This window comes from Streptomyces triticirhizae (assembly GCF_003696235.1).
Taxonomy (GTDB): domain Bacteria; phylum Actinomycetota; class Actinomycetes; order Streptomycetales; family Streptomycetaceae; genus Streptomyces; species Streptomyces triticirhizae.
On record NZ_RFFJ01000421.1, the window covers coordinates 1 to 734 of the forward strand.

At 80.4% G+C, this 734-nt stretch carries 1 protein-coding gene; it reads right to left on the bottom strand.

Translation table 11 applies throughout. The annotated features are described in order from the left end of the window. Nucleotides 1-734: hypothetical protein (locus EBN88_RS30090; RefSeq protein ID WP_122400099.1), on the bottom strand; the 734-nt coding region annotated here is incomplete at both ends.

Here is a 734-nt window from a genome sequence, read left to right on the forward strand (position 1 = left end):
GCCCCCGCCGTCGCCGCCCGAGCCGCCGTCGCCCCCGCCGAAGAACCCCCCGCCGTCACCCGAGGAGCCGCCGTCCGCGCCCGAGGAGCCGCCGTCGCTCCAGCCGTCGCCCGAGGCGCCGGGCCCCGAGTCGTCGCGGCCCCGCCCCAGGCCCGTGTGCCAGGGCAGCTCCCACACCAACGGCTCGTCCTCGTCCGGTGGTTGCCGCCGGCTGCCGAACCGCACCGTGCCCGTGGCGTCCCCCAGCCCGAACGCCACCCCGCACAGGTGCGCGACCACCGCGTCCACCGGGTCGGCCGACTCGTGCGCCACCCGCGCCAGCGGCAGCAACGCGTCCTCCGCCACCAGCGTGTCGATCGTCGCCGGCCGGCTCAGCAGCGCCACCGGCCGCTCGTCGCGCAGCAGCCGGCTGGACGTGGCGTCGTCCCGGGTCAGCCGCCAGACCGCGCCGCCGGCCGCGAGGCTGAGCGAACGCTTCGACTTCCGCCACCCCAGGGTCGCGCCCAGCGTCGCCGGCCACGCGCCGACCGTCACCGTCAGCCCCCGCACCGGGTCGTTCGGTTCGGCCGTCCAGCCGCGCGGCCCGCGCAGCCGCGCCGGCGGCGCGTCCTCCGTCCACACGTCGGCGCGGACCAGCCGACGGTCGACGGCCACCCACACCGGCCGCCCGTGCGGCCCCGGCGCCTGCCGGCGCGCGATCCACAGCGGCACGCCCTCGGCCGCCGCCCGCCGCG